21 protein-coding genes and 1 tRNA gene are annotated in these 25,236 nt (G+C 42.1%); 11 read left to right on the top strand and 11 right to left on the bottom strand.

The genetic code is table 11. The features are described from left to right. Nucleotides 1-472: 472 nt before the first annotated feature. The 4 genes from CSQ79_RS18860 to CSQ79_RS18875 all read left to right on the top strand — a co-directional run bounded on the left by CSQ79_RS18860 (nucleotide 473) and on the right by CSQ79_RS18875 (nucleotide 4,981). Entirely contained in the window at nucleotides 473-2,401 is a 1,929-nt protein-coding gene (locus CSQ79_RS18860) for an iron uptake porin (RefSeq protein WP_099702698.1), read from the top strand. A gap of 364 nt (nucleotides 2,402-2,765) precedes the next feature. Then, nucleotides 2,766-3,203: an RrF2 family transcriptional regulator gene (locus tag CSQ79_RS18865; RefSeq protein ID WP_099702699.1), complete on the top strand. Its 438-nt coding sequence runs from the start codon at nucleotides 2,766-2,768 to the stop codon at nucleotides 3,201-3,203. Nucleotides 3,204-3,302: 99 nt separating this feature from the next. Further along, nucleotides 3,303-4,265, top strand: coding sequence for a cysteine synthase A (gene cysK / locus CSQ79_RS18870; RefSeq protein WP_099702700.1), 963 nt, complete (start codon nucleotides 3,303-3,305; stop codon nucleotides 4,263-4,265). Between the two features lie 20 nt (nucleotides 4,266-4,285). Continuing rightward, complete coding sequence (locus CSQ79_RS18875; protein ID WP_099702701.1) at nucleotides 4,286-4,981, top strand: J domain-containing protein; 696 nt, start codon at nucleotides 4,286-4,288, stop codon at nucleotides 4,979-4,981. An 83-nt stretch (nucleotides 4,982-5,064) separates the two neighbouring features. Here CSQ79_RS18875 and CSQ79_RS18880 read toward each other — a convergent pair whose 3' ends face one another. After that, the gene (locus tag CSQ79_RS18880; protein WP_099702702.1) at nucleotides 5,065-5,871 is read right to left on the bottom strand and encodes a YdcF family protein; all 807 of its coding nucleotides are present in this window, start codon (nucleotides 5,869-5,871) and stop codon (nucleotides 5,065-5,067) included. 102 nt (nucleotides 5,872-5,973) lie between these two features. On the opposite strand from CSQ79_RS18880, the gene CSQ79_RS18885 reads away from it, so the two are divergent. Then, the gene (locus CSQ79_RS18885; protein ID WP_099702703.1) at nucleotides 5,974-6,843 is read left to right on the top strand and encodes a 6-pyruvoyl trahydropterin synthase family protein; all 870 of its coding nucleotides are present in this window, start codon (nucleotides 5,974-5,976) and stop codon (nucleotides 6,841-6,843) included. A 30-nt stretch (nucleotides 6,844-6,873) separates the two neighbouring features. On the opposite strand, the gene CSQ79_RS18890 is transcribed toward CSQ79_RS18885, so the two are convergent. The 5 genes from CSQ79_RS18890 to CSQ79_RS18910 all read right to left on the bottom strand — a co-directional run bounded on the left by CSQ79_RS18890 (nucleotide 6,874) and on the right by CSQ79_RS18910 (nucleotide 12,418). Further along, nucleotides 6,874-7,791, bottom strand: a complete 918-nt coding sequence (locus tag CSQ79_RS18890) for a class I SAM-dependent methyltransferase (protein ID WP_099702704.1) — start codon at nucleotides 7,789-7,791, stop codon at nucleotides 6,874-6,876. 26 nt (nucleotides 7,792-7,817) lie between these two features. Beyond that, nucleotides 7,818-8,285, bottom strand: coding sequence for a large conductance mechanosensitive channel protein MscL (gene mscL, locus CSQ79_RS18895; RefSeq protein WP_099702705.1), 468 nt, complete (start codon nucleotides 8,283-8,285; stop codon nucleotides 7,818-7,820). A gap of 194 nt (nucleotides 8,286-8,479) precedes the next feature. Then, on the bottom strand, nucleotides 8,480-10,903 hold the full coding sequence (locus tag CSQ79_RS18900; RefSeq protein ID WP_289501314.1) for a fimbria/pilus outer membrane usher protein: 2,424 nt from the start codon (nucleotides 10,901-10,903) through the stop codon (nucleotides 8,480-8,482). A 153-nt stretch (nucleotides 10,904-11,056) separates the two neighbouring features. Further along, nucleotides 11,057-11,818 (bottom strand): fimbrial biogenesis chaperone, encoded by a 762-nt coding sequence (locus CSQ79_RS18905; protein WP_099702707.1) that lies wholly within the window; start codon nucleotides 11,816-11,818, stop codon nucleotides 11,057-11,059. A 108-nt stretch (nucleotides 11,819-11,926) separates the two neighbouring features. Continuing rightward, nucleotides 11,927-12,418, bottom strand: a complete 492-nt coding sequence (locus tag CSQ79_RS18910; RefSeq protein ID WP_099702708.1) for a hypothetical protein — start codon at nucleotides 12,416-12,418, stop codon at nucleotides 11,927-11,929. Nucleotides 12,419-13,187: 769 nt separating this feature from the next. Between CSQ79_RS18910 and CSQ79_RS18915 the strand changes: the two genes are divergently transcribed. From CSQ79_RS18915 to CSQ79_RS18925, 3 genes are all read left to right on the top strand, one after another. After that, nucleotides 13,188-15,785, top strand: a complete 2,598-nt coding sequence (locus CSQ79_RS18915; RefSeq protein ID WP_099702709.1) for a M1 family metallopeptidase — start codon at nucleotides 13,188-13,190, stop codon at nucleotides 15,783-15,785. A gap of 156 nt (nucleotides 15,786-15,941) precedes the next feature. Then, nucleotides 15,942-16,595: a polyprenyl diphosphate synthase gene (uppS, locus tag CSQ79_RS18920; RefSeq protein ID WP_289501315.1), complete on the top strand. Its 654-nt coding sequence runs from the start codon at nucleotides 15,942-15,944 to the stop codon at nucleotides 16,593-16,595. Nucleotides 16,596-16,898: 303 nt separating this feature from the next. Further along, the gene (locus tag CSQ79_RS18925; protein WP_099702711.1) at nucleotides 16,899-17,213 is read left to right on the top strand and encodes a DUF433 domain-containing protein; all 315 of its coding nucleotides are present in this window, start codon (nucleotides 16,899-16,901) and stop codon (nucleotides 17,211-17,213) included. Here CSQ79_RS18925 and CSQ79_RS18930 read toward each other — a convergent pair. Beyond that, the gene (locus tag CSQ79_RS18930; protein ID WP_099702712.1) at nucleotides 17,177-18,115 is read right to left on the bottom strand and encodes a bifunctional helix-turn-helix transcriptional regulator/GNAT family N-acetyltransferase; all 939 of its coding nucleotides are present in this window, start codon (nucleotides 18,113-18,115) and stop codon (nucleotides 17,177-17,179) included. The genes CSQ79_RS18925 and CSQ79_RS18930 overlap by 37 nt on opposite strands. A 465-nt stretch (nucleotides 18,116-18,580) precedes the next feature. Here CSQ79_RS18930 and CSQ79_RS18935 point away from each other — a divergent pair, with 465 nt between their 5' ends. Further along, on the top strand, nucleotides 18,581-20,290 hold the full coding sequence (locus CSQ79_RS18935) for an ABC1 kinase family protein (RefSeq protein ID WP_099702713.1): 1,710 nt from the start codon (nucleotides 18,581-18,583) through the stop codon (nucleotides 20,288-20,290). 14 nt (nucleotides 20,291-20,304) lie between these two features. After that, complete coding sequence (locus CSQ79_RS18940; protein WP_099702714.1) at nucleotides 20,305-20,676, top strand: hypothetical protein; 372 nt, start codon at nucleotides 20,305-20,307, stop codon at nucleotides 20,674-20,676. 19 nt (nucleotides 20,677-20,695) lie between these two features. Here the strand turns inward: CSQ79_RS18940 and CSQ79_RS18945 are convergent, their stop codons facing one another. From CSQ79_RS18945 to CSQ79_RS18955, 3 genes are all read right to left on the bottom strand, one after another. Further along, nucleotides 20,696-21,058 (bottom strand): GNAT family N-acetyltransferase, encoded by a 363-nt coding sequence (locus CSQ79_RS18945; RefSeq protein ID WP_289501316.1) that lies wholly within the window; start codon nucleotides 21,056-21,058, stop codon nucleotides 20,696-20,698. Between the two features lie 221 nt (nucleotides 21,059-21,279). After that, nucleotides 21,280-22,635, bottom strand: a complete 1,356-nt coding sequence (locus CSQ79_RS18950) for a GTP-binding protein (protein WP_099702716.1) — start codon at nucleotides 22,633-22,635, stop codon at nucleotides 21,280-21,282. Between the two features lie 167 nt (nucleotides 22,636-22,802). After that, entirely contained in the window at nucleotides 22,803-24,245 is a 1,443-nt protein-coding gene (locus CSQ79_RS18955; RefSeq protein ID WP_099702717.1) for a slr1306 family protein, read from the bottom strand. Nucleotides 24,246-24,323: 78 nt separating this feature from the next. On the opposite strand from CSQ79_RS18955, the gene CSQ79_RS18960 reads away from it, so the two are divergent. Beyond that, entirely contained in the window at nucleotides 24,324-25,076 is a 753-nt protein-coding gene (locus CSQ79_RS18960) for an SDR family NAD(P)-dependent oxidoreductase (RefSeq protein ID WP_099702718.1), read from the top strand. A gap of 51 nt (nucleotides 25,077-25,127) precedes the next feature. Here the strand turns inward: CSQ79_RS18960 and CSQ79_RS18965 are convergent. Then, nucleotides 25,128-25,204: transfer RNA gene (locus tag CSQ79_RS18965), tRNA-Met, on the bottom strand. Nucleotides 25,205-25,236 lie beyond the last annotated feature (32 nt).

Genomic DNA, 25,236 nt, shown 5'->3' on the forward strand with positions numbered 1-25,236 from the left:
TAGCACGGAAAAAGTACAGATATTTAACTATTGTCAAGAATTAGCTATGGCAAGTTCAATATAAACTTGAAAAATGGTTGCGACAAATCATGAGTATTTAAAATATTCTATGCTTTGAAGCTCATTTATATTTTTGTTTAAACTGAACATAGCTACTAAACACTGACTTGTGATTGACCGCAGCTTGAGTTATCTCAAAATGACGAGGCTAAGCTTTACTTATATCACTAGTTGTTGCCAAAATCTGATTCATTGTCTGAAAGCAAGAGTTTTCTAGGCTTATCTGACAAGATATCGTAAATATTGCTATTAAATTTATTAACTCAGACTTAATCGAGCATTAATCGGTGTTAAACTTAAGACACTAAGGTATACCTCCTCCACAGGTGTCATTAGGCTGTCTCATTTCGTATAGTTGTGATGAGTACAGAAATTCTTTTATCTACAAAAGGTGTGAGGATAAGAGGTAAAAATGTCAAGAATCTTGTGGAAATCACTGCTACTTAGCCCAGCAATTTTAGGAGCAACACTAGTTGTATCCTCTACTGCGCTCGCAGTAGAACAGCCACAACAGGTTGAAGGTCAACAAGACACTGCTCAAGCTCCAGCAACAGATTATGTAGTTGCAATTGCAGATAATACTGTTGAGCAAAATACTACGGTAAGTGCTCAGCTAATCAACCCATCTGCCACTCAACCCCAAACAGTAGCAGTCACTCAAGTGAGTCCTGCTCCCATCACTGTAGCCCAAGCAACTACAGCCCCAGTAGTACCTGCTACCGCTCCCGAAGCAACATCAGTTGAATCGTTAGACGAACTCAACCGCTACAGCAACGAAGGCAGGGGCGATGTCAACTCAGTTGCGCAAGTTACCTCCGTTTCTCAACTATCTGACGTACAACCGACAGATTGGGCATTCCAAGCATTACAATCCCTTGTAGAACGCTACGGAGTGATTGCAGGTTATCCCGATGGAACATATCGTGGAAACCGTGCGATGACACGTTATGAGTTTGCCGCTGGTTTGAACGCTGCGTTAGACCGAGTAAACGAACTGATTGCAGCGGGTACTGCTGATATGGTTCGGCGTGAAGATCTGGCAACTCTCCAGCGATTGCAAGAAGAATTTGCAGCAGAACTCGCAACACTACGCGGTCGTGTAGATGCTTTAGAAGCTCAGACAGCTGAACTCGAGGCAAATCAGTTCTCCACAACAACTAAATTAGTTGGTGAAGTAGTTGCAGCAGTGACTGATACGTTTGGAGATGACGTTGACGATAACACAGTACTGCAAAACCGCGTCCGCTTAGACTTCCAAAGCAGCTTTGGCGGATCTGATATTTTACATACACGGTTATCGACAGGTAACGCTCAGCCATTTAGTTTTAGTGCGTTTAATGGTCCTGGTGCGAATGCCACATTTGAAGGTCAACAAACCTTTAATGTATCACCAAGCTTCGACAACGACGTTTTCGTCGATTGGTTAGCTTATGACTTCCCACTATTTGGACAGGCTAGAGGTTATTTAGCAGCAACTGGTGGTGTTCATAGTGACTATGCAGCAACTGCTAACCCTTACTTCGAGGACTACGACGGTGGTAGAGGTGCGCTATCTACCTTCGCACAACAAAACCCAATCTATCGGATTGGAGGTGGCGCTGGTGGTGGTTTAACACTAGCATTTGGTGGTGAAGGTGTTCTCAGACCAAGTTCTTTAACAGTAGGTTACTTAGCAGATAATGCAGCAGACCCAGGTCTGAGTGCAGGTATTGGTAACGGTGACTATGCCGCGTTAGCTCAGTTGAACTTCAATCTTGGCGATCGCGTTGCTTTAGCAGCAACTTATGTCCACGGTTATCACACCACTGGTAACGGAATTTACGATATCGGTGGTTCATTCGGTAATCAGTCGGCTGGTCCAGTTGTTGGTACTACCCAAGCAAACCTTGCCGATATCAGTGGTGACGGCTTCGTAGATGGCGTTCCAGGTCTATTAACAGGACCAACAGTAACTAACTCGTATGGTGTATCGGCTGCACTCCGCTTAAGCGATAGAATTTCCTTGAGTGGCTTCGGTACTTATACAAATGCTACGCTTCTAGGTCGCGGTGGTGCTGATATTTGGACCTTTGGTGGTGGAGTTGCTTTCCCAGACTTGGGTAAAGAAGGCAACCTCTTGGGTATCTTCGCCGGTGTAGAACCTACTTTAAGAGGCGTTGATGCTCCTGGTGTAGTAGGTTTCGAGCGTGATTATGGTTTACATGTTGAAGGCTTCTACAGATATCAGCTAACCGACAATGTCTCGATTACACCCGGTGTGATTTGGTTAAGTTCTCCAGGGCAAAATAATGATAACTCAGATGTCGTTATTGGTACACTCCGGACAACCTTCAACTTCTAGGTTGTTACTGCGCTGTTTGAACTAAATAAAATATGAAACCCGCAATCAGCGGGTTTTTTTTTCTCGTCCTATGTTGAAGCTATTTGATAGACCTCCTGCATGAATCGTAGATGCTCTGCGACTAAAGTCGGGGCTACGCAAACGAAGTTGACGAGCGCACACTAAATTGAGAGTTTTACTAGTAAGTCCACGAAGGTGGACTTAGTGTGTTTAGCTGCGAATTTATTTGCCAAGCATTCATGCAAGATGTCTAATAAAATCTGAAGCGTTAAGCTATTTAAAATAACAAACCCCAGTGGAGAACCGGAGTATAATTGAAAAAGAGCGGATAAAAGCCTAATAACCTATCACGTTTGTGTAGCCTGTGGAAATTTCGTGTAAGACTGAATATGCGCTTCTTGCTCTCTTAGAGCTAGCAACGAATTATGAAATCGGCGAACCACTACAAATCCGGCAAATTGCTGCCCAACAGCAAATACCAGATCGCTATCTAGAGCAACTGTTGGCAACATTGAGGCGTGGCGGTATAGTAAAAAGCCAAAGAGGTGCAAAAGGTGGTTATATCTTGGCACGAGAGCCTTGGAAAATTACCTTGCTAGATGTCATATTTTGCTTAGAAGGTTTAGAAACTGCTACTTCTGAGGATGAAGCTCAACCAAAAACAGTAGAGAGTGCTGTTGTTCAAGAAGTTTGGCAAGAATCGCGTCAAGCAGCTAATTCTGTCTTACAAAAATATACACTGCAAAATCTTTGCGAGCAGCGAGCAGCTAGAAAGCAGTTGAACATTATGTATTACATTTAGGGGCGAGGAGCAAGTGAGTAGTGAATAGTGATTAAATTTTTCTCTTCTCAGTTCCCTTTACTTTTTACATTTTCATTCAAATTCCTCTGAACTAAAACTATGCGTATTGCTCAGAATATTACAGAATTAATCGGTCGCACACCTTTAGTACAACTCAATCGTATTCCCCAATCTGAGGGCTGCGTAGCGCGGGTAGTCGTGAAACTAGAAAGTATGAATCCTTCCGCCTCGGTTAAGGATCGCATTGGTTTTAGTATGATTAAAGCAGCAGAAAAGGAGAAACTCATTACTCCTGGGAAGACAATTTTAGTTGAACCAACTTCAGGTAACACAGGAATTGCCTTAGCAATGGCAGCAGCAGCTAAAGGATATCGCTTAATTTTAACAATGCCTGAAACAATGAGTGCCGAAAGGCGGGCGATGCTGCGGGCTTACGGTGCAGAATTAGAACTTACTCCAGGAATAGAGGGAATGAGTGGGGCAATTCGACGGGCACAGTTAATTGTAGAAAATACTCCACATGCTTACATGCTGCAACAGTTCCGCAACCCTGCAAATGCCCAAATTCATCGAGAAACAACAGCAGAAGAACTGTGGCAAGACACTGACGGGCAGATTGATTTTATGGTCGCTGGTGTAGGAACTGGTGGCACAATTACTGGTGTTGCTGAAGTGATAAAAGCTCGCAAGCCAAGTTTTAAGGCGATCGCTGTTGAACCGACAAACAGCCCCGTCCTTTCTGGTGGCAAACCAGGACCGCACAAAATCCAAGGAATTGGTGCAGGGTTTATCCCCCAAGTCTTGCGCGTAGATATGATTGACGAAGTGATCGCAGTAACTGATGAGGAAGCGATCGCCTACGGACGTCGATTAGCACGCGAAGAAGGTTTACTTTCAGGGATTTCTAGTGGTGCTGCGTTATGTGCAGCAATTCGAGTAGCACAGCGCTCAGAAAACAAAGGCAAACTAATTGTGATGATTCAACCTAGCTTTGGCGAACGATACTTGAGTACACCATTGTTTCAAGATTTAGAGCCAAAATTACCTGCTACCGTTAGTTAGTTAACGCTACAGTAGGTGTCATGGCATCTAATCACTACGACACTTTAGACGTTAATGCAGCAGCTAGCCAAGCGGAGATCAAACAAGCCTATCGCCGCTTGGTAAAAAAGTTTCATCCTGATAGTAATCAGGATGTGGATCGCGAGGAAATTATTCGCATTAACGCGGCATACGAAGTTTTAGGAGACGCTCAAAAACGGCACTCCTATGATAAACAACTGTCAAATAATCAATTTAGACAAGAACGCCGCGAACGGCAACAGCGGACAGCTACAGTTCAAAATCAATATCGTGCTTCACGTCAAACAGGAAGAGATGCTGATGAGGAATTAGCACACTGGCTGCACCAAGTTTATCAGCCTGTGAATCGTCTCATTTGTCGAATTCTCAATTCCTTAGAAGAACAAATTGAGCAGTTAGCGGCAGATCCTTTTGATGATGAATTGCTAGCAGATTTTGAGGATTACTTACATGACTGTCGCGACTGGTTAAAACAAGCACAAACAACGTTTCGTTCACTTCCTAATCCACCTACTGTTGCAGGAGCAGCGGCGCACTTGTATTATTGCCTTAATCAAGTAGGAGATGGATTAGAAGAGTTGAGTTACTTTCCACTCAATTATGACGATCGCTACTTACATATGGGTCAAGAGTTGTTTCGGATCGCCGCTGGCTTACATTGTGAAGCTCAAGAATCGCTAGAGGTGATTGCTTAACAGATGTCCTCCCACTGAAGTCGGGGGCTACCTAAGCAAAGTGTACCTTTGTACACTAAAACAAAACTTTTACCATTTTCCCTTTACCCTTCTCGATCAAGATAGAAGTGTTGTTGACCGTACTGCTGGGCTTTTTTGAGCAAAGATGCTAGTTTCGTGTCTGGTGGGATTGAAGCAGGGGGCGTAGCAATTTGTCGTAAAAGATACCACGGTAAACCAACTGATTCGCGTAAGGCTAAGTAAGCTTTTTGGCGAAAACCCCACCTGGCTGGTAAGCGACTCGTGCGTGGAATGACTGAGAATCCATAAGCACGAAATTCGATCAGCGATCGCCACATATGAGGAGCATCGCTGACTAGGATAATGCGCTGAATATTTCGTTGTTGTAAAATTGCTGCTGAAAAAATCGCATTTTCCTTTGTGGTTAAAGAACAATTTTCACCATCAACAACTTGCTGTGGAACACTTTGGGCTATCAATAACTCGATAATCGGTAAAGCATCTCCCCTACCACTGACAAAAATAATGGGCGCTCTTTTGGCTTGCCACAATTGAGTGGCTACTCTAGCCCGATCCATCCTTAAAGCTCTGCCTCGACCTAAAATAACAATGGCATCGACAGAAGTTCCAGGATCAGCAGGAAGAAACAATCCATTGACAGCAACGACTGATATCAACCCGATCGCAATTAAGCTACATAGTAATATAGCCATGCTGGGAAGGATCAATTTTTGAAACTTGCGCCGCCAGATCCGAGCAATCAGCCACAGGCTAACAAGCACGACAATGAGAGTTGCCAAGAATAGTAAAATTGGCGATCGCAACTGTTGCCAGCCAAACTCGACAGGAAACTGTGTAAACTCACGCGGACAGAAACGGGAATCAAACATTGGTTGCAGTCACAACTCAGCGTCAGGTGCAAGGCTTACGCTAATAGTTTATGCTGATAACAGTATCATTCAAAAAACTTTACATTAATAACTTGTGTACTCATGCAATGCATTGTCAATCGTCGCGCCCAGTTTTCAGCTAGCCATCGCTATTGGCTACCCGAATTAAGTGAGGCAGAAAACACCCAGCGGTTTGGACTTTGCTCGCAGACACCAGGACACGGACACAACTATGTTTTATATGTTTCCCTTGCTGGTGAACTCGATGAATATGGCATGGTACAGAATTTATCCGAAGTCAAACAGGTGATCAAGCGAGAAGTGACTAGTCAATTAGACTTTTCTTCTCTCAATGATGTTTGGACAGAATTTCAAAAAACACTACCTACCACAGAAAATATTGCCAGAGTAATTTGGCAGCGGCTAGCACCTTACTTACCTTTAGTCCGCATCCAATTATTTGAACATCCAGAACTTTGGGCAGAATATCAAGGAAACGATATGGAAGCTTACTTGACACTTAGTACCCACTTTAGTGCTGCGCATCGGCTAGCACGTCCGGATCTGAGTTACGAAGAAAACTCGGAAATCTACGGTAAGTGCGCTCGTCCCAATGGACACGGACACAATTATCATTTAGAAATCACAGTTAAAGGTGATATTGACGTGCGTACTGGAATGCTAGTCGATTTGGGTGCATTGCAGAAAATTGTAGACGATTTGGTTATTGAACCACTAGATCATACCTTTCTAAACAAAGATGTTGCCTATTTTACTGAAGTCGTCCCCACTGCCGAAAATATCGCAGCGTATATTAGTAACGTGTTGCGATCGCCTATCCAAGAACTGGGAGCTACATTACATAAAGTTAAACTGATTGAAAGTCCCAACAACTCTTGCGAGATTTACTGCGATCAAGCTGATAAAGCAGTTACAAATGAAAGTTTAGAGTTCAAGGAACTCGTACACTAGTGCAACAGCCCACGCATGTGGGCTACAACTTTAGGCAACAGGTACTTGCGCGGTGATAGTGCGATGGCGGGGAGTGTTGGGAGCAATCATCACATCCTGAAAACCAGCAGCCATTAATGTTTCCTCAATATCCAGGGCAAAATACTCATCAAGATACGGTTCAGTACTTTTCAGCAACGTCAAAATATAAGGAGGCATTTTAGCATAAATTTCTGATTGTGGGTTCATATCCATAATCGCCAAATAGCCATTAGGACGAAGCAAGCGTCGTGCTTCTTGGAAAATTTGCCGCGTTGCTGATTGTGGAAGTTCGTGACACATTAAAAAGATAGAGACTAAATCAAAGGATTCTGATGTGAGTCCTGTTGATTCTGCTGCTGCGTGTACCCAATTAACTTGAGTATTCTGTTGCTGGGCGCGGTAGTTAGCCACCGCCAGGAAATAAGGAGATAAATCCAAACCTGTAATTTTGGCTTGCGGATAAATTGCTTGCAGTGCAAATGTACTCATTCCCACACTACAGCCTAAATCGAGGATATCGCGAGGTGGCGCGATTTGGTTTTGCAAGATTTCATGATAAGAAGCGCGGAGTCGAAAATCACCTTCTGCGCCTGCATCTGCCCAGATACCTGCATGAACTGCGCGGGCTGCGACTTCAACTTCTAAAGCAGCATCCCAACTTAAGTTACCTTGCTCGTAAGCATGAAACGAACAGCAATAATAATCAGGATACTTTAATTGAGCATTTTCAATTTGTGCAAGTTGAGTATCCCAGTCGATTTGTCTTAATTCCTGGACTTGCTTTGTCCAGGGAACACCAATTCTTTCTGCACGTTTGATCATCATTTGTCGTGCTTGGTGTTTGGCTAAATTGGCTAACGGGGGAATTGCTAATACTCGATTAACTAAGCGAGAGGCTATTTCTGGAGCAGTCTTTGCAGCAATCATATGTAAATACTAAAAATCTGATTTCTTTAGCTTATTATCGGGCTTTGGGGTGACAATTCTGAGGTACAAGCAGGGCAACGAGTTGCAGCAATATGTATTTTAGTCAGGCAATAAGGACACTCTTGCTCAGTAGGTTCTGGTGGCGCGAGTTCTTCTTGGCGCTTGAATCGAGCTAAAGCACGGATAGCCAAATACAGCGCTAGCGCAATAATAACAAAATCAACTACTGAGCCTAGAAAACTGCCGATTCTTATACCATCGTTTGGACTTGTATTAATGACTAACTCACGCCAATCTCCTGCTGGAATCAGCGGATTAATTAATGGCATAACGATATCTTGTGCAAAAGAGGTAACAATATTGCCAAATGCACCACCAATAATAACTGCGATCGCAAGTTCGACAACATTTCCCTTGAGGGCAAATTCCCGAAAATCTCTAAAAAAACCTGTTACTGCTCTGCGATTGCGACCGATAGTTCGCCCTACTACCATAACTGTAACTCTTTACCTAGTAACAAAATTAAGCGCATTTTAGTACATTTAATGATTTAAATTAAGAGATAAATTATTAAAACAATATTCTTTCTTAGTTGTTTAATTGATTTAATTTAACATGATGAAAGCTATGCAGCGCTAGTAATTAAGAATTGTCATGTGTCAGTTTTAAATGTGAGTAATCAAGATTTTTATAAGTTATTACTATTGAGCGGTAATTGGATTTTTCCAATATCATAAATTCCGGTTTGCTCGCTAGGAATTTCAAAGTGAATTTTAGTTGGGCGATCGCTAAACAAAGTCAACTCATATTTCCCTGGCTGCAATCCTTCAACAACAAAGCGACCTGTCTTATTGGTAAATAATTGAAGTGGCTGCTGATCTTGCTGAGTAAGCGATGTAATCTCACCAGCTTGTAAAGTTACTGGATTATTATTACTATCAACTAGCACTCCTTTTAGAATCACTGTAGCATCGCTACCAACACGAATCAGCGTACCGCTTTTATAACTAGGTAGTACGGTATGCGAGTCAGAACCTAAACTGTAACCAATAGGCAAATTGGGAGCATCGAGCCGTATTGTAGAAACTCGGTAAGGTTGTATGGGAACCACTGCCGCACCTTGTCGATCGATTCGAGCCGTATAACCGTTGCCACTCGGATTAATGCCAATTTTGTAGGCGCGTAAATTATCGTGAGGGACTAATAACGCAAAGCTATTATTAATTGGTCTTGACCAACCAAAATGACCATCTGCAAAGACAAACGCGGTGCCAAACGTCAGTCTACTCACATGACTCATTGCTTCATTAACATCTTGCGTCAGCGTCATACCATGCGAAAAATCGAAAACTGCCCGATAACCGGTGTAAGATAACCGACTTGTTAATCCAACGCCATCGGAGTTGTGCGCTAGTCCTAAAGATGTGTTAATCCCACCAGTTGTCTTACGAGCACTCTGGTTCCAGGTAAGCTTATGACTTATATCATCAGCGCTACTAACTGCAGTTGTTACTGTAATTGATTGACGTTTGCGGGGTAAAAACCAAGATAAGCTCAAATAAGCACTTTGTTCGTCTTTTCCTATGGTGTCTTGTCTGTGGTTAAGGTTAAGGTTGACTCCTAAGCCATTGCCGAATGATTTAGCAAGCCCCAGCGAAATATTGTAAGCATCCGCGCTCGCGTCGCTACCAAATTCATAACTACCACTTAAATTAGCACTCATACCCCAAATTTTTTGGCGATAATATGCTGTGAGGTCAAAACTAGATGTGTCATCGGCATCCGAATTTAACTTGGCAAATCGCGATCCTCGATGTTCTAAAGTTAAACCAAAATTGGGAGGCGACGCATTTACATTTCCGCCTTTGCTGTAGTCGTAGCGAACTTTGAAAGCATAATCTGTACCAACACTGCTGGCGTGACTCATTGCCAAATCCCAGCCAAAGTTACCGTAAGCAGTTGCCCAAGCACCTTCAAAACCAAGAATTTGTTGTTGCAAGTCGGCTTGTAAGTAGCCTCCTAACGTGAGATTATCTGTAACTCCCCAACGATGCGATAAAGTTAACGTCGGTTGCGTAAAATCATAACTTCGATTGCCTTTTTTACTGGAAGGAAAGCCCAAACTATAGGCAAACTGTTGCAATCCTGGTGCTAATAATTCACTTGCTCCCGCTGTAGGAAAACTGAGCCGCTGGACGCGACCTACAGGATCGGTAATAATCAGTTGTACTTCATTAATACCACCACTCAAAGGTAAGTCACGAATATTTTGTTTCCCAGGAGCAAGTTGTAGCGTTTGGACAAGGCGACCATTAATTAAAACTTCAACTTTTGAGGGACTTTCTAGAAAAAACTCGTATTCGTTAATTGGGCGCGTGACGCGATACGGTTGTAGCGCAAAATTTTTAGCTACCGTAACTCCTACCATCGGGCGACTACTTTGGTAGCCTGTTACAGGAACTGATAAATCTCCAATAATATAGCGCAGCGATCGCTCTAGATGATCGCGCAACAACCTTAAATCACCACTTTCCCACGCGGGTTTTCCGCCCTCACGAAAATCAGCACTCCCTTCAAGCACCCATCCTCTATAATTAACAGCACCGTCTACACTCAGACGTAGAGGTTGACGTCCTGCTTGTTCTGCCGACCAAACTAAATCTTGCCCGCCACGCAGATTAACGTAACCGCTTAAAGTGCTAGGATGAATTGCATTTTCGATTCCTGGTGGTAATTTTTCTTGTCGTAAACTTTGGATGTTTGTGCGTCTTTGTGCTGGAGAAACTTGGATATGTAGTTGCAATTGACGTTGATCGAAATTGGCTGTTAAACCAATTTGCCGTAATGCTTCAAGTGATAAATGCCCTGCCCTATCTACAGCCGCTAATAACTTTTCTTGAATATCTGAACGCACAATTTTGGCAGTTTTTTCAAGAAATTGTTTTGCTTGCCACTGAACTTGCGATTCAGTGGACAAAAGTAAAATCTTTATTTGTCCCTGTGCTTGCTCATTAATGAAAAAAGGAACAACAACTTGTTGAATAGAGTTTTGATGTTGCGGACGACCAAAAATACTTTCAAATAGTGCTTGATCTTCTGCCGAGTTTGGCAATTGAGTTACATTTTCCTGAGAATTTAACTGTTGACCTTGAGCGATTGCTGGCAGAAACGATAATAAAACAACACTGCTTAAGCAAATAATTTTATTTTTCTCAATGATTTTTACCCAATTTAATAAATATAATTTGGATATACTGCTGCTTGTTTAATTGCGGGAAAAATCCAACGTTGCAGTGACAGCACCTGTAGGTAGTTCAGGTGGATGAGGAATAATAAAACGCCGTTTGTTACCAGGAAGGATCACAGCGTTGTTCATTGCTGCAAGTTGTTCGCCTTTGAGATTAACCATCAATTTTTGACCCGCAGCACTCAACTGTAACTGCAGATTTTTTAACACTGCATGAGCTGTGCCTTGATTGTGTAAAGTAATTGCTAGTTGCTTTTCGTCATTTTTTCCCTGAAGTGGTTCAACAGTTTCTAAAACTACATTTTGTTTGACATTTGTGGGTCTAATGTATATGGAACCCAAATAACGCATTAATAATTTAACTGCACCAACAGGTTGAGATTGATTATCTTGCGGTTTTCCTAAATTAATTGGTAATTGTTCGGCAACAAGACGGTATGCGAGTTCTTTGCTTGGTTTCGGCTCACCTAACCATGTAACTCTAACAGTTTGCGATTCACCAGGATTTAATAAAATTTGTGGTGGATAAATTAGAAAGTCATCTTCTGCTTGTTTATGGCTTTCTTGACCGGCAATATCGATTTGCCGCTCAACAATAGAAACTTCTACTGCTAACTTCTCTTGTGTATCATTAATAACTTGATAAGATTGAGTTGCTTCAGAACCAGTAGGCGAGAATATTCGCGAAATTGGTAGTAATTGAAAAGACAAAGCTGGTTGGACATCAGATAATAGAATGAATGAAAAAAATAGAAAAATGAGTTTTAATGTGTTTTTCATAAGCTGAGTTAATTAACGAAAGATACTTTTTTGTTTACGATAGTTTTGAAAAAATATTTAATAAAAATAGGACAAACTTAAGTAGATTGCCCTATTCCAGTATCTAACTTAGGAATTGTCAGCAATGGTGACATTGATATTGCCACTGTATGCACCTGGGTCTTGATATTCTGCTGTTGTGTATGTAATGTACAAGTCAGCCGCTCCTATTCCAGCACTATTAGTCGTATGAGTGGTATTACCACTAGCAAAATCAGTGGAGCCAGGACTGGCTGTACCGTCAGCAAGTAATTTGACTTGGAAATCAATTGGAGTTTGTCCGCCAGTTTTCGTTAATGTTCCACTTGTAGCGGTAATAGTTACACCTTCAGCGTCATTTGTTTCAAATGCAATATCGGCAACCTGAACTACCTTAGTGTCTGCACTAGTTGGTAACTCCAAAGCACTAGCCGCTGCTGTCGCTGTTGTTGTCATTTCGAGGATTGATGGTACATTACCACTCAAGTTGACGGTATCCGCAAACGCAGCAGAAGAAAAAGCTGTAACAGTACTAAAAAATAATCCGGAGACAATAATTGTACGATGTAAAGTAGACTTCATAGTGAGTTCCTTAGTAAATTGTTGAAATGGCTTCAATTGATTTCAAGAACATAATTAAGTTGCTCTTTATTATTTGCCAAAGTTTCTTTGTAAACTTCTTAATTACCTTTATAAGGAAAAAGTTAAGCTAACACCTGCTGATTTCTACTGATTTTTTGTTGGCAATAAAATATTTACTTTTTCCGTGCATATACTGGTAATACAAACACAATAATTTTATTTAAAAAAATTAACAGTGAGAATTTTGTTGAGAAATGTAATAGCTACTATAGATTTTTTCTATGTTGATAAGAGAATCAACTAGATAAATGATTTGTGACTTGAGCATCAAACAATAAAAGTTACTGCTCAAGAATTTGTAGTTGAAGGGTTATAAGAAAAATACGATCGCTTTTCAGTAAAACTAAGACGTTATTTTTACCTTTGTCACTGAAATAGAGCAAACATTTTTAATTATCTAAAACTCCTATGATTCTTGCTGATAGTAAAGATTGCTTTGCAATCTTTACTACCTATATCAGTATTAATACCAGTATTGGGTAAAGATTCATACTTTTAATCAGTTACATGATTGGCGGAATTTATAGAATTCGTATAAGTATTAATAGCTATCCCGTCTGCAGAGTAGATTTGCTAATAATCGTCTTGGGAATACAATCTAAAATAATAAAATTACTGACTCATAACAATTTGTAAGCGTTACCCTGTAGAAACATAGCCTTATTTAGTTACCAGTATTAGCTTTTAGCTTTAAGGATAAAAATTCTAGATGTTGCAGTTCTACTTTGATACAGATAACAACCGCCACAGACCTTTTGAATTACCAGGGGCAAAACCCCACTACAACCCAGATCGTCCTGGACAAGTAGAGCATATTTTCTTAAATCTGAATTTAGATATTCCTAATAAAAGTTATCAAGGAAGTTGTATTATTCAACTTAAACCGATCCGTAATGGTATTGAAAGGTTAACGTTAGATGCAGTAGATCTGAATATACAATCAGTACACGTTGACGAAACACCACAAGCTTTTGAATATGATGGTTCGCAGTTGCAGATCCAACTTGCCTCACCAACAGTAGCAAGTCAGGTCATTAAGATTGCGATCGCCTATGCTGCAGAACAACCCCAACGCGGTATTTACTTTATTACTTCTGAGCAACATTATCCCAATAAACCAACACAAGTTTGGACACAGGGAGAAGATGAAGACTCGCGCTTCTGGTTTCCTTGCTTCGACTACCCAGGACAACTATCAACCTCCGAAATTCGCGTCCGCGTTCCTAAACCTTACACCGCCATTTCCAACGGAACATTAATTGACACCGCAGAAGACGGTGATACTAAAATTTACCACTGGCTACAAGAGCAAGTCCATCCTACTTATTTAATGACGCTTGCGGTAGGAGACTTTGCCGAAATTCAAGATGAATGGAACGGTAAACCGGTCACGTATTACGTGGAAAAAGGGCGTGAAGCAGACGCACGGCGCAGCATGGGGAAAACTCCACGCATGATTGAATTTTTTAGTGAGAAGTATGGCTATCCGTATCCGTATCCAAAATATGCCCAAGTCTGCGTTGATGACTTTATTTTCGGAGGAATGGAAAATACTTCCACAACTTTACTTACAGATCGCTGTTTACTTGATGAACGCGCTGCACTTGATAACCGTAACACCGAAAGCTTAGTCGCCCACGAACTTGCTCACCAATGGTTTGGCGATCTTGTCGTCATTAAGCACTGGTCTCATGCTTGGATTAAAGAAGGTATGGCTTCTTACTCGGAAGTAATGTGGACAGAACACGAGTATGGCGCACAAGAAGCAGCTTATTACCGCTTACTCGAAGCACGAAGTTACTTAGCCGAAGATAGTAGTCGTTATCGTCGCCCAATTGTCACGCACGTTTACCGCGAAGCGATTGAATTATACGATCGCCACCTCTACGAAAAAGGTTCGTGTGTCTATCATATGATTCGCGCCGAGTTGGGAGAAGAATTATTTTGGCAAGCAATTCATATGTTTGTTGGGGATAATGCCCACAAAACGGTGGAAACTATTGACTTATTACGGGCGATTGAAAAAGCATCTGGCAGAAATTTACTATTTCTATTCGATCAATACGTTTATCGTGGCGGACATCCTGATTTTAAAGTTGCTTACACTTGGGATGGAGACAGTAAATTAGCCAAAGTGACAGTTACGCAAACTCAAGCGAAAGAAGGTTCAAACGATATTAGCAACGATTTATTTGATTTGAAAATTGCGATCGCATTTGGCTATCTCAACAACGAATCTCCTTCTGAACTAAAAATATTTACAGTACGGGTGCATGAAAAAGAGCAAAGTTTCTACTTCCCGCTAGCACAAAAGCCGGAGTTTGTGAGTTTTGATGTCGGGAATAACTACTTAAAAACAGTCACGTTAGAGTATCCACTCCCAGAGTTGAAAGCACAGCTAGAATGCGATCCTGACCCGATTTCGCGAATTTATGCAGCAGAAGCTTTGGCAAAAAAAGGTGGATTAGAAGCCGTCAAAGCACTTTCACAAGCTTTGAAACAAGACTCCTTCTGGGGAGTTCGTGCTGAAGTTGCTAAACAACTCGCCCAAGTTAAACTCGATCAAGCCTTTGCAGGTTTAGTCACAGGATTAGAGGACGATCATCCCCTGGTTCGTCGTGCAGTGGTAGAAGCCTTTGCTGATATTAAAACACGCGAAAGTTATAGAGCAATCAAACCACTCGTAGAAAACGGCGATCCTAGCTACTACGTTGAAGCATCTGCGATTAAGGCAATCGGTGCGATCGCAGGTGGAACAGTCGATGGAAAGCCGAAAGAAGAAAAGGTAGTGAAACTGCTCAAATCGATTTTAGAACAAAGATCAGGGTGGAACGAAGTTGTGCGTGCAGGTGCGATCGCGGGTCTAAGTCAAATGAAAACTTCTGATGCCGCACTCGACCTCATCTTGGAATATACCAAACTAGGCATACCTCAAGCACTACGACTCAGCGCAATTCACGCCCTCGGTACAATTTCCACAGGGCTAAATGCAGTCAATCTCGAACGAGTTTTGCAACAACTTGAGGAACTCTCTCGCGAATCATTTTTCTTAACTCAAGTCGCCGTTGTTAGTGCTCTAGGACAAATGGAAACTCCTAAAGCAATTGGCATTCTACAATCTTTAGCAAATCAGACTCCTGACGGGCGGGTGCGGCGCATGGCTGAAGAAGCTGTATCGCGAGTGCAAAGTACAGTTGGTACAGATCAAGGTGTGAAACAATTGCGTGAAGAACTTGATGTACTGAAACAACAAAACCAAGAACTCAGAAGTCGCTTAGAAAGTTTGGAGGCAAAATCTTCGCAATAGTAAGCGATCGCTTTCAAAGGGCTAGAAGTTTTAACAGAAAAGACTAAGAGCAGAAGAACTCTGTCTACTAACGAGTTCTGCTGCTTAGGTTATCGGTGGGGATGTATTTGAAAGATTATCGGTAGGGGATTATAACAACTTGTAAGCTAAGTTGTGTTGGTAATTTTTATAAGCGTTCTAGCTAGGTTGCAATATGCTTATTCCAAAACATATCGGCTTCATTATACAGGCATTGCCCATATTGTTGAGATCCTCGATATCTGCCATGATTTTGGTATTAACAATGTCTCAGCGTATGTTTGGTCAACTGAGAATTGGGGAAGACCAACAGATGAAGTTCGGGCGTTAATGATCGGCATTGAGAAACTTGATCCTCGCTTAGCTGATGAACTAGACAGCCGACAAGTGCGGATTTTACATAGTGGCAGCCGTGAAGGAGTTTCTGAATCTGTACTCAATGTGATCGATGATGCCGTGAATCTAACGAAAACGCATAATCATAGAATCCTCAACCTTGCATTCAACTATGGTGGACGCGCCGAGATTGTTGAGGGAGTTCGCAAAGTGGTAACTCAACAGCCTCAACCAGAAGAAATTACAGAGACGACCTTTGCTAGATGTTTATACACAGCTGAACTTCCCGATCTAGATTTAGTAATTCGTGCTGGTGGAGAGCAACGACTGAGTAATTATTTTTTATGGCAAAGTGCGTATGCACAACTCTACTTCACTGAGGCTTTCTGGTCTACACTCTCGCAGCAAGATATTAAGGGTGCAATTGATTATTACAACGAAAGATTAAGCCGTTGAGTGCGATCGCCGCTCAACAGTGCCGTTAGCCCTCTGTGTTGTTAGTGAGAACACTGCCCAGCGCCAGGTGTTTGCAGAACATTACTAACTCTAGACACTCTTAGCCTGTTGTGGTAAAGAAAACCAGTCAATGCAGTGAACAGTTGCAGTTCGTTGTTAATTTGTTATGAACTTCTGCTGCCGTTGATTTAGGTCACTAGCTGGCTCTTACTCCTGGCTGAAATGTTGAAGACTCACTTATCTAGTCAGCCTTTTATCCTAATAAACTATAAGTAAAGTAACTCTATCCACACGCTTCACTCCATGCCTGTCGAAACTCTCTCGCGCTACGTTACTAGTAACTCTGATATTTTAAGCGGAGAGCCAGTTATTCTAGGCACTCGCACATCTGTTCGTGCCATCGTTGGTTTGTGGCATCTAGGTATTATGCCAGAGGAAATTTTGAGCCATTTGCCTCATTTAACGCTAGCGCAAGTGTTTGATGCTTTGAGCTTCTATCTCGATCATCAGGCAGAGATTAATGAGTACATTGAGCAAAACCAAGTTCCTAATGAGCTAGTGCATCCATCGACGATCGCAATTTACAAATCTAGCTCCCATACTTCTCCGATCAAATGATGACCAAAGCTGTCGTGTTCTTCTTCATGAACTAAGCGAAAACCAACAACTTCATAAATATGTCGAGCAGCCAGCAATATATTGTTTGTCCACAGCGTGACCTTACTGTAACCAGCTTGTCGAGCAAACCGCACGCATTCGTTTACTAGTCGAGTCCCAATACCTAATCCGCGTACCTTTGGCTCAACGAACAATAAACGCAATTTTGCAACTTCATCTGATTGTGTCACAAGACAGACTGAACCAACAATTTCATCATCTCTTTCGGCAATCCAGCACCGCTCTCGTTTCGAGTCATAGTTCTGAACAAATTCGGCGACAATACTGGCAACGAGTGCCTCAAATTGCTCATTCCAACCGTATTCCTCAGCATACAGCACGCCATGACGGTGGACAATCCAACCCAAATCGCCAGGTTGGTGAAGACGGAGAATATAAGGAACCTTCTGTTCTAAGCGAGTACCAAGCAACTCCTCAATGACTTGCATTGCCTTGATTAAGCGGCTCTGCTCTGCCGTAGATAGCTTGTCAAGGATCGCTCCAATCTCGTCATGAGAACAAGCATTGAGCATGGTAAATGAGTTTTGTCCTTGCTCCGTCAAGCATAAAATAGTTTGCCGCCCATCAGTTTCAGAAGGCTGTTTGTCAATTAGTCCACGTTTTTTAAACTCGCGCAAAATGCGACTTAAGTAGCCTGCGTCTAAATCTAATTTGTTGGCAATCTGGGTTGCTGTAAGTTTTTCATAGTGTGCGAGTTCGTAGATGATCCGTGCTTCAGTTAATGAAAAGGAACTTTTCAATATTCCCTCGTGCAGCACCCCAATTTGCTGAGTATAGAACCGATTAAAGCGACGCACAGCTTCTATCTGTTCTGTATATTTGGCGGAGTTCGTCTTCGTCATTAGTGTCACTCCTTGCCACGAAGGACTATATATTTGACACTGTTAACTATATATTTGCTTTTGTCAAATTTGTTGGGCAAATGTTGAACAGCTCAGCAAAAAGAAAGCTGGTTGATTTTGCCTAGCTTATCTGTATCTGATGAGTTGTGCCTTTGTTAGGGTCGCATCATAGCCAGTAGTCGTTTGTCACTCGCCTTATGCTTCTATCTACAAGGCTCTTCCACAAGAGAGAAATTTGTAATTTTTCTTATTATTTGTTTGTAGTTTTATATACTATAGTTAAGAAAAAGATAAAGTTTAATGGTCAGTCTCAAAGTTAAATGACTGGCGGGCTTACCGGAAATCCTTATCTACAAATTGATGGATCTAAGAAGATAATAATTAGGTCGTGTTAGCAACTACCGTAACTAGTGTTACCAAAAGTTGCAATCATCAATAATTCCAGTAGGAGAGGCAAAAAAAGGCGTGGGTCAGTATCAAGCTCAAAATAACCGCCGCTACGATCCAGAAGCGATCGCACGTTACTATCGTTACCGCCCTTGGTTAGTATTTTGGCGGGCTTGTACTATCATCTGGTATTTTGTAGGATTTATCCTTAGTCTTTATTGGGATAAGTGGCAAAACAGAGAAGAACAAAACAAGTTTAAACGAGCAACACAGTTACGACAAATTCTGACTCACCTAGGACCTACATTTATTAAAGTTGGTCAAGCACTCTCAACAAGACCAGATCTGATTCGCAAAGATTTTCTCGAAGAACTAGTTAAACTGCAAGATCAGCTACCGCCATTTGATAATGCGATCGCTTTTCGCACCATTGAAACTGAATTAAATCGCTCAGTCCAAGACGTATACAGTGAAATTTCACCACATCCTGTTGCAGCAGCGAGTCTTGGTCAAGTGTATCGCGCGCGGTTGCACAGTGGAGAAGAAGTCGCAGTCAAAGTACAACGTCCCAACTTACGCCCTGTTCTGACGCTAGATCTCTACTTAATGCGATGGACGGCTGGTTGGATATCTTCTTGGCTACCGCTAAATCTCGGTCACGATCTCAAAATGATTGTAGACGAGTTCGGCACGAAGTTATTTGAAGAAATTGACTATCTCAACGAAGCACGTAACGCTGAAAAATTTGCTACTAATTTCCGTAACGATCTCCGAGTTAAAGTACCAGCCATCTACTGGCGGTTTACTGCTACTCGTGTCTTAACACTTGAATGGATTCATGGCTTCAAACTAACAGATACCCAAAGTATCCGCGAAGCAGGTTTGGATACAGACACATTAATCGAAATCGGTGTCACTGCGGGTTTACAGCAACTATTAGAACACGGTTTCTTTCATGCTGATCCGCACCCAGGAAACTTGTTTGCAATGCCTGATGGTCGCATGGCATACATCGACTTTGGTATGATGGATCAGCTTAACGAGCTGACAAAAGAAACTTTAGTCGATGCGATCGTGCATCTCGTTAATAAAGACTATACCGAGTTAGCTGCTGATTTTGTCAAACTGGGATTTTTAACTCCAGATACGAATATTTGTCCTATTGTCCCAGCGTTAGAAGCAGTACTTGGCGAAGCAATCGGTCAAAGTGTAGGAGACTTCAACTTCAAATCGGTCACTGATTCATTTTCGGAGTTGATGTATGATTATCCCTTCCGCGTTCCAGCACAATTTGCCTTAATTATTCGTTCTTTGGTGACACAAGAAGGTATTGCGCTAAGTTTAAATCCGAATTTCAAGATCGTTGAAGTATCCTATCCTTACGTCGCACGGCGTCTACTGACAGGAGAAACACCCCAGCTAAGACGACGGTTACTTAACGTATTGTTCAAAAATGGTAAGTTTCAGTGGGAACGCTTAGAAAATTTAATTGCGATCGCCCAAGCTGACAAAAGATTTGATTTATTACCAACCGCACAATTGGGTATACAATACCTTTTATCAGAGGAAGGCAAGTTTCTGCGGCAGCAATTTTTGTTAGCTTTGACTGAAGATGACCGTTTGCATACAGCAGAAGTTCAGCGGATTTGGAATTTAGTCAAAGGTGAGTTGCAGCCAAATCGTATCTTAAATGTTGCGTTAGATGCAATAACAGAGATCTCAAAAGAAAGGACAGCAGCAATCTTACCTGTAGTCAATGCTTTCGCAGTTTTTCCTAAGCAAAAATAAACTCGGAGTTTTTCATGTACTATTTGCCAGAGCCACCATACTTCCTGATGATTGCAGGTTTATTTGTTTCACTAACCTCTGGTGCTGCTTTTGGTGCGACTTTGCAGCAAATTGTGCAAAACTGGTCAAGCGATCGCATTAGCAGTATGAGTTCGCAGTTGCCTACACTGTCGCTAGTCATCCCCTTTACAGGAATTACCATTGGTGTTTACCTATTTCTCTCTGCAGGTTTAGAAGTCTTTGGTTTTCCTGGTTTAATGGCTTACCTAGTTGCGCTGCCGCTGACTTTGTTTCTCGGTATACTAATTTGGCGGCAACTTGGTAGTATGTTGACTCTAGCCGAAAAAGAAGGCTTTGCCGCGATTGATATTGATCGTTGGGGTTAAACAATTAACGCCATGAGTTTTATGCCTCATTCACCAACCACGTTCCAATGAGTTGTCCCATGCCAATAGGTTGCTCTACAAAACCAAGTTTCGCATAAAGTTGGGGAACATCATCTGTAAACAAATAGACGTGTTGCCCCTTCAATCGACTCAGTAGATTCTGCATCATTGCTGTTGCAATACCTAGGCGACGATATGCGCTAAGTGTCCAAACATCAACAATATAAGCATTGCAAACACCATCAGATAAGACGCGGGCAGTGCCAACAATACGATGGTTAGCGTAAGCAACACAGGCAGCGTAGCTATTTTCAAACGAGGTTTTAAGCTGTTCTGGAGTGCGCCCATTGTCAAAGGCATCTTGGCATAGTGTGATTTTCATCTCTCTCCAATCAACACTATCTAAATTAGTTTTGTAGATGATTTCTGGCATTTTTAGAATAATACTTTGAACAAAGTGGCATAACCACTCTTCAACTCACTCCTTGACGCTAGTTGCTACTACAAAGAAATACACCTTTACACTGCACTAGCTTCTCCTATTCTCTAACCTTTGAACTTCTCTTTCACTAGCAAAAGCGCGACTTGTCACCAATCCGTCTATCAATTTAAATGTTGACTCAACTCTTGACGCAGGCGATAAAGAATCGTATTTGGTTCTACCTGTTCTAGTATTTCTTGAATAACAGTACTAGTTCCGAGTTGTCCCCAAGTGCAGCCGCGTTCTAAATAAACTTGGGCAGCTTGTCCGACAATATAAGAACCGTAACCCGCAATACTACCTTGGGCGATCGCCGCACCAAAATAAGCAGTTAAGTTACCAGGGTTCTCACTGCTAGCAACAGCAGCAGTACTTTTACCTAAACCCAGAAATAAACCACTGCCAAGTTCAGCTAAGAGTAAACCTCCAGAACTTAGCAAAATAGTGCGTAATAGCTTTGCGGCTTCATAGCCTGTCATCGGTAAACCATAAACCTTTGCCAGAGAACGAATGAGTGCCAAGTCAGCAACAACACCACCGAGTAAATCTAAAAATGCCACAGGATTAAGTGCAACTGCTAATGCTTTGTATCTGGTAAATTGCCAAATTAAATCTTCAGCTTCCTTCTGACGCAATTCTACAGACTTATGGGCAATTTCCGCCGTTGCTTGGCGGGCTTGGATCAAAGCATTTAACGCTAAAAGCGATCGCCCTTCGCGATTGAGAATTCTTAAGATTGCTTGCTGAAGTTCAGTGATTTGTGGTGAGTGCGTTTCTAATTCATCTGTTACCTTGCCATCAGCCCACTCTACACGGACTTCCATCGGTGATGGTTCTGCGGCTACCATGACAATTTCATCAGGAGATATAACTTCGCGTCCCTGTGTTGCCAATTGCTGCAAATTTTTGTAGATTGCTTCGCGATCAGTGTCAGGATACAAATCAATTTTGTTGAATACTAAAATCAAAGGTTTTTGCGTTCGCCGCAACTCACATAATGCTTGATATTCAGTCCGCGTGATATCACCTGCAACAACAAACAAAATCAAATCAGCTTGGCGTGCGACATCCCGCGCCATTTGCGCGCGTATTTGTCCTTCTATTTCATCTAATCCTGGCGTATCAATCAACTCAATTTGAACTTTACCTTTTTCACTCGGAGTCCACCGTACTGAACGCGGATATTGAGTGACACCATGCAATGGTCCTGTTTGGAGAACTTTTTCTCCTATTAATGCATTTAAAACTGCCGACTTACCACGACTGACTAAACCAAACGCCGCAATCCGAATCACATTGGAATCTATTTTACTTAGTGCCGAATTTAACACCTCAATTTCTGGTTTAACTAATCCTGAAAGTTCCCAACTTGCAGGCGATCGCCCTCCCGACTTACGCAGATGTGAATACCACGATAGCGCTTGTCGTAAGCTTGCCTTGGCACGGTTTAAATGAGACTCTTGTTGACTAGTACGCACTATGTAATTAATGACTCAAAATCAGAACGACAGCTACAAATCCATTCTGAACTAGAATTTCACACTTTAGCTTCTTCTATCGTAAGTGATGTTTTGACGATCATCATGCTATTGGTAAGTCCACGAAGGTGGACTTAGTTTGTCTAGCTGCGAATTCATTCGCTAAGCTAAGATTCAGCAAGTTGCGATTGAGATTGTTTTGGTAACAAACGTTCTACACCCTGCTTAACAAAGCCTTGTAGAAAAGTCACCTGCTGTTGCTGAAATACCTTTTGTAAGGTTTGGCTTAACTTCTCTAAATTTAGTCCTTTAGAATCAATTGCAACTTCCTGTAATTGGAAATACTCAACCAAACTTAAACCTGCTAAACGTGTCAGATACGCCGCACTCACGCCTTGTACAGCCCCTCCTGCAACAAAAGTTATAGCATTACTTTTGAGCACTGTGCTTACAGCTTTTGTTGAAAGTTCGACTAAACCCAGCTTTACCATCAAACTTCCCATAGTTCCAGCGACAGTTTGGGCTTGTTGAAGAGAGAATTTCTGTTGATAGATTGCACCTAATTCGGTTACTAACTGGGCATTAATTGCCGCAGTTGCCAGTAAATCAAGTGCAGGAACTGGATTTGCAAAAGCAGCAGCAGCAGCAATCCACTGATATTGTTCGATAACAGGGATAGCGCGATCGCGTCTAACGTTATTGAGTAATGTTTTTGCTTTGACTTTTATCGTTAAAGCTTGGCGTTGTGTTGTTGCCCAAATCAGTTGTTGTCTTTCTTGGGTTGCAATAGTTGCTAAGCGATCGCCCAGTTGTTCAATGACAGGTTGAGGTTGTTCTAGCCATTCTTGAATTGCACCATCCGCTGCATGTTGGCGTACCTTCCTTTGATTAGGAAATGCCGCAATCGCCACGATATCTTCTGCTTTTAGCAGTGTTTGCATCCGCTGTTGTAATGCGTATAACACAACGGTGCGTTCTTCAGCTAAATGTTGGTCTTGTTTATTAGATACAAGCAAAGTACGTTGCCGATTCGTTGCGATTAACTGCTGCAACGTCTGAAATTCAGTTTCTGTTAAATCGCCGTTAGTTACAAATAATACTAAATCTGCGGTATTTGCTTGTGCGAGTGCAGCGGTTTCAGCTTGGCGATCGCTATCGACAATTGTAAATAAAGCAGGTGTTTCATTAAAACTTAGCTTCTGCCCAAGAACGCAATCAGACAACACTTGAATTAAAGTTGATTTACCGACTGATTTGCCACCAGTCACAACTACTCGTAATTCTTGTCGTTCAAGCTCGTTATTGAGTTCGGCTAGTTCTTGACGCAGTTGAATCGGATCGCTTTCAGTTTCGACAGTCAACTGTTCAATTACACTTACTACTTGTGCGATCGCTTTTTCTACGGTTTCTCGCGTAACAGGTAAGTTATCTAGACTTTGTTTTTTTGGAGTTCTTTGCTGCCATAGCCACAAAGTTCCACCCACTGCGATCGCTCCTAAAATGCCGTACTCACCTAGCACAATAGAGTGATGCCAACTTTGCAATACCCACAAAGAGAAGGATAAACCTACACCACCCATTAAAATCGGTCGCCGCAACTGAACAGCCATGATTAAATGCAGATACTTGGATGCTTTCTATTCCAGCATAGAACAATTTTGTGAAAGCGATTAGCACTAGGAGGACTGATGATTGATCTACACGACAAAGTTATTTTAGTTACAGGGGGATCGCGAGGAATTGGTGCAGCAACAGTGTTGACACTTGCTTCTTCTGGAGCTTATGTGATCCTACACTACAGCCGCGCGCAAGCATCTGCCCAAGCTATCGCTCAAGAAATCGGTGGCGATCGCTGTTATGTAGTACAAGCCGATTTAGCTATTACAAATGCGAGTCGTAAATTATGGCAAGAAGCGATCGCATGGCGAGGACAAATTGACGTCTTAGTCAATAATGCAGGTATTATCCAGTCAGCCGGCATTGATGATGAGATGTGGGGCACTATATGGCAGACAACTTTACAAGTTAATTTGATTGCGGTTGCTGATTTATGCCGCGAGGCTATTGGGCATTTTCGCGATCGCGCTGGTGGAATTATCATTAATGTTGCGAGTCGCGCTGCTTTTCGCGGTGATGCCCCAGACTATATGCACTATGCTGCCTCAAAAGGAGGTGTCATTGCTTTAACGCGTAGTATTGCGCGGGGGTTTGCTGCTGATAATATTCTTGCTTTTGCTGTGGCACCTGGTTTCGTTGAAACTGAGATGGCAGACGAATTTATTCAAGCATACGGTGAAGCATTTGTAACTCGTGATATTCCTTTGGGTAAAATTGCTCCACCTCAAGATGTTGCTAATGTTATTGCCTTTTTAGCCTCTGGGCTAGCTCCGCACGCTACAGGAACAACAATTGATATTAATGGCGCCTCTTATGTCCGCTAGATATTCATAAAAAAAACTTCGCAATCACTATAGACTACGAAGTTTTTCATTTGGTGGCGGGAAGTGGATTTGAACCACTGACCTTCGGGTTATGAGCCCGACGAGCTACCAGGCTGCTCTATCCCGCGTCAACTTATCTAATATAACCCGTTATCAAAAT

Origin of the sequence: Gloeocapsopsis sp. IPPAS B-1203, from assembly GCF_002749975.1 — a bacterium.
Lineage (GTDB): Bacteria > Cyanobacteriota > Cyanobacteriia > Cyanobacteriales > Chroococcidiopsidaceae > Gloeocapsopsis.

Bases quoted from the DNA above. Each gene is read 5' to 3' on its own strand.
- CSQ79_RS18940 (WP_099702714.1), top strand. From the start codon at position 20,305: ATGTACTATTTGCCAGAGCCACCATACTTCCTGATGATTGCAGGTTTA.
- cysK (WP_099702700.1), top strand. From the start codon at position 3,303: ATGCGTATTGCTCAGAATATTACAGAATTAATCGGTCGCACACCTTTA.
- CSQ79_RS18890 (WP_099702704.1), bottom strand. From the start codon at position 7,791: ATGATTGCTGCAAAGACTGCTCCAGAAATAGCCTCTCGCTTAGTTAAT.
- CSQ79_RS18945 (WP_289501316.1), bottom strand. From the start codon at position 21,058: ATGAAAATCACACTATGCCAAGATGCCTTTGACAATGGGCGCACTCCA.
- CSQ79_RS18955 (WP_099702717.1), bottom strand. From the start codon at position 24,245: ATGGCTGTTCAGTTGCGGCGACCGATTTTAATGGGTGGTGTAGGTTTA.
- CSQ79_RS18910 (WP_099702708.1), bottom strand. From the start codon at position 12,418: ATGAAGTCTACTTTACATCGTACAATTATTGTCTCCGGATTATTTTTT.
- CSQ79_RS18905 (WP_099702707.1), bottom strand. From the start codon at position 11,818: ATGAAAAACACATTAAAACTCATTTTTCTATTTTTTTCATTCATTCTA.
- CSQ79_RS18885 (WP_099702703.1), top strand. From the start codon at position 5,974: ATGCAATGCATTGTCAATCGTCGCGCCCAGTTTTCAGCTAGCCATCGC.
- CSQ79_RS18930 (WP_099702712.1), bottom strand. From the start codon at position 18,115: ATGACGAAGACGAACTCCGCCAAATATACAGAACAGATAGAAGCTGTG.
- CSQ79_RS18960 (WP_099702718.1), top strand. From the start codon at position 24,324: ATGATTGATCTACACGACAAAGTTATTTTAGTTACAGGGGGATCGCGA.
- CSQ79_RS18915 (WP_099702709.1), top strand. From the start codon at position 13,188: ATGTTGCAGTTCTACTTTGATACAGATAACAACCGCCACAGACCTTTT.
- CSQ79_RS18875 (WP_099702701.1), top strand. From the start codon at position 4,286: ATGGCATCTAATCACTACGACACTTTAGACGTTAATGCAGCAGCTAGC.
- CSQ79_RS18860 (WP_099702698.1), top strand. From the start codon at position 473: ATGTCAAGAATCTTGTGGAAATCACTGCTACTTAGCCCAGCAATTTTA.
- CSQ79_RS18880 (WP_099702702.1), bottom strand. From the start codon at position 5,871: ATGTTTGATTCCCGTTTCTGTCCGCGTGAGTTTACACAGTTTCCTGTC.
- CSQ79_RS18925 (WP_099702711.1), top strand. From the start codon at position 16,899: ATGCCTGTCGAAACTCTCTCGCGCTACGTTACTAGTAACTCTGATATT.
- mscL (WP_099702705.1), bottom strand. From the start codon at position 8,285: ATGGTAGTAGGGCGAACTATCGGTCGCAATCGCAGAGCAGTAACAGGT.